Genomic DNA, 3730 nt, shown 5'->3' on the forward strand with positions numbered 1-3730 from the left:
CTTCTCCTTTTAATATCTCGTGTATGTCTCAACACAAGTCTTTATTTCACTTGTTTTATACATAGACTACATATAATTTATGTAGTCTATAATTTTTCATATAACTTACCTCTAAGAACTTCTAATTGTTCTTTGAGTTTTTTATTTTCTTCTTCTAATTCTTTTATCTTTTTATCTTTAGCCATTATGATGATATCTTTTGATTTTGAAGTTTTATCATATTTGGCTCTTTGATTTATAGTTCTACTTACTTGCTTATCTCGAAGTTCTTCAATTCTTTTTTTGATTTCCTGATTGTTATAGAGGAACGTCTTAGACACTCCACTAAGTTGTGAAACACTATTAAAGTTAATTTTCTGTTCAGTCAAAGAGAGTTCTCTAATAGCCTTATCAACCTTATCTAAAGCCATTTTAGACCTTTGTAAAGCATATTCTTTTAATCCTTTAGTGTTATCAGCCATTAAACTATATCCTCCCTTGACTTGCTATTCTTATGAACTAATTTATGTTCTTTAACTTTTTCTAATGTTTGCTCCAATATATTTAAATACTGTTTATTCTTTTCTGCCCAAAGTTCTCTACCACATCTATTACTTATTTCTATTTGGGATTTAACCTTTTCAATTTCTTCTTCATATTCAGGTATATTCTCAACTGTGGTGCAGAAACTTGCACAAGTTAAGCAATGGTTCATCTGTTGCTTACAAGGTAATTTAGAGGCTTTAAAGCATACTCCAAAAGGTACTCTTACGGCATCTAAATTCTTTTTAACATATTCATATCGAATAAGATTTTCACCTTCTGTAGAAGAAGTATCCACTTCGATAAGTTCATTAGTTGTAGTATCAACTTTGAATAATTCTAAATCCTCTGTATTCTTCCATTTCTCGTAGAGTGTATTTTCTGTTACTGTAGTATAATGAACAGTCATTTGAAGGCTTTGATGACCTAAAATTTGTTGAATAATACTTATTCCCATACCTTGCTCAACATATTCTTTAGCCCTTGTATGTCTTAATGAATGAAGTCTAAAATGATATAACTCACTATTAACATCTCTAATATCTTTTTGCTCAATGAGTCTTTTGATGGTTGCTAATAAGTTTTGCTTCGCTAGCGGTTTACCTTTCAATTTCCCTTCATAAGTATTAAACAAATACTTCTTAGGATTATTTTCTTCTGTACTCAATTCTTTAGCTTTATCAATAGCTTTTTGAACCATTTCAGCAACTTTATCTCTTATTGGTATTTTAAGTTCAGCTATGCCAGTTTTAGTTATTTCACCACAAAGATAATAATTATATTTCTCTTCTTTACTATTCCAAATCTGTTCTAAGCAATTATGATATCTGAGATTTAGTATATCAGTACCACGCCATCCTGTTTCCCTAAGAAGTATATAAATAGGTATATATTGTGATCTATCTAAGTCCATAATATTATTATCTAATTGTTTCAAAATAGGCTCTGGAATAAATTTAGCTTTCTTGACTTCATCTTTATTTAATTCTCTTTTAGGAATATCATCTTGAAATATTAAAAACGATACTTCTTTTTTAGGTGCTTTATCATATTGAGCCATTTGAATATATTCTAAAAATGTTCTTACATAAGAGATATATTTACTTGTTTCAGTAGGATTTTTTTCTTTTCTTTCATTTCCTATATGGTATAAATATTTTTCAACATCATCTCTATTTAAAGTTTCAATAAAACTATCTGTATATCCATTTGAATAAAAATAATTAAAGAAGAACTTTAATTTGTTTAAAATTTGAACACAATGAGCCCAACTTTTTTTGGTTATTATAGTCCTAAAATATCTTTTAATTATTTCCCTATAATATAATGGAATTTCTATAAACCTTATTGATGTTGCTATCCTGTCTGATGTCGCACTTTTCTTTACACCTTTAATATTCTTTGAATACCATATATCTTTTTCAGTTTCTTCTCTATCATCGTAGAAATCTTTAATAAAATCTACTAACGCATTATGGATACATTTATAAGTAGTATTATGAATTTCTTGTTTTTTGTTAAGGTTTAATCCTTCATTAACCAAAAATAATTTCCATTTAGAATTTTCAATTACTATATCATTAAAACTATTTTTATTAGAACAAAACTTTTCAATATAATTTATTAGGTATTTAATAGCATATTGTTGTTCATTCAACACTTTGCTCAACGAAAGATAATTATTTTTCAAGGAATATACAATGTAATATTTAATTTCATTCTTTAGAATTGTATTTTTAATAAAATCAAATTTGATATTTTTACTATTAACCTTGTACTCAACGACTTTAAAAACTCCACATTCGATATCCCAAATGTCATTTTCTAACCAATATCCATTATCTTGGCCAAGATATGTTATTATTTCATCATACTTACTTTGTTGATTACTTTTTATCTCTTGCAAATTTCTCACTTTATTCATCCTCCTTGTTGTAAATATCCAAATCTAAATTAGGTCGAGTTCTATTGAACTCTTCGGTTATTTCTTCATCGGAGGGGTGTATATAAGTGTTTAAAGTAGTATAAATATTTTTATGTCCTGCTCTTATTCTTAATAGTTCTGGTTGCCACCCTGCCATTCTTAATAATGTTAATGAGCTATGTCTGAACATATGTGGTGTAACATATATGCCCGTTATTTTTTTTAACGTTCTAAATAAATTATCTACATCAGTATAATTCATAGGTTTATATTTATTAGCACCATGTACTTTTATAAATACATGATTGGTTTCAACTTCTTCTGTATGATATTCAGCTACATATTCCATGAACATATCGATTAAATTCTGGGATATATCTATTCTCCTAGGGCTTGAAACTGTCTTTATTTCAGCATAGTTTTCAAGTTCACCTCGGTCTTTAATGTCAATTACCATATCACTTATATCAAAGTCTTCAATCCATAATGACAAGGCTTCGCCGATGCGTATGCCAGTTTCATATAACAAATTTAGCAGGAACTTATCTCGAAAGTTATTGCAGGTATTTATAAGTATAGTTATTTCTTCTTTAGTTAAAGTTTTAGGTTTATACTTTGGAACTTTAAGCCTTAATATATTACTTGTAACTTTCTTTTGTTCATAAGCTATTCCGTATAAAAATCCTTTAAAATTTCTACTTGGAGTAGATACAAATTTTCTAAGTCTATCCGATATATTATTGCTATATTCCTCATGTCTTAAAATGTAGTCATAGAACATTAAAACAGTATTTATAACAATATTTACTGTCCTCGGACTTCTTGCTGTTTCTACTTGATGCGCTGGAATTACTTTCATACTTTTATATGGATTTTGCAACCAGTTTACAAATAAGGCTAAATCATCAATAGTTACTTTTTGAAAATCTAACTCTCTTTGTTGTAGATACTCAAAGTATAGTTTTAAATGCTGACAATACATTCTTAAAGTATTTCTTGCATAATTGGTGTTATCCTTAAACCTAATAAACTTTAATATAGGCTCTATTGGTAATCCATTATCATCTGCTACAAAGTACCTTTCTTTTCCACCTTCTGTTTTTACCTTTACTACTTCCATAGTTCTATATACACTCCTATAATTCTACTTTATTCTACACTTAGTTTACTATAAACACTATAATCATTACAACTATATATTTATTATTCCAAGTATTACATATATTATAAGAGTATATTTAAACTACTATAAATACTATCTAATTACCTACACTATATTCCTTT

3 protein-coding genes are annotated in these 3730 nt (G+C 27.6%); all 3 read right to left on the bottom strand.

Translation table 11 applies throughout. The annotated features are described in order from the left end of the window. Nucleotides 1–86: 86 nt before the first annotated feature. Genes H9661_RS19210 through H9661_RS19220 form a run of 3 tightly spaced genes read right to left on the bottom strand, consistent with a single transcriptional unit; the run spans nucleotide 87 to nucleotide 3566 of the window. On the bottom strand, nucleotides 87–461 hold the full coding sequence (locus H9661_RS19210; protein ID WP_191770414.1) for a DUF6262 family protein: 375 nt from the start codon (nucleotides 459–461) through the stop codon (nucleotides 87–89). Further along, nucleotides 461–2446 carry a tyrosine-type recombinase/integrase gene (locus H9661_RS19215; RefSeq protein ID WP_191770416.1) on the bottom strand — a complete coding sequence of 662 codons (1986 nt, stop codon included), beginning with the start codon at nucleotides 2444–2446 and terminating at the stop codon, nucleotides 461–463. Before H9661_RS19215 ends, H9661_RS19210 begins: the two co-directional genes overlap by 1 nt. Continuing rightward, the gene (locus H9661_RS19220; protein WP_191770418.1) at nucleotides 2439–3566 is read right to left on the bottom strand and encodes a tyrosine-type recombinase/integrase; all 1128 of its coding nucleotides are present in this window, start codon (nucleotides 3564–3566) and stop codon (nucleotides 2439–2441) included. Before H9661_RS19220 ends, H9661_RS19215 begins: the two co-directional genes overlap by 8 nt. Nucleotides 3567–3730 lie beyond the last annotated feature (164 nt).

Source organism: Clostridium cibarium, from assembly GCF_014836335.1.
GTDB lineage: Bacteria > Bacillota > Clostridia > Clostridiales > Clostridiaceae > Clostridium > Clostridium cibarium.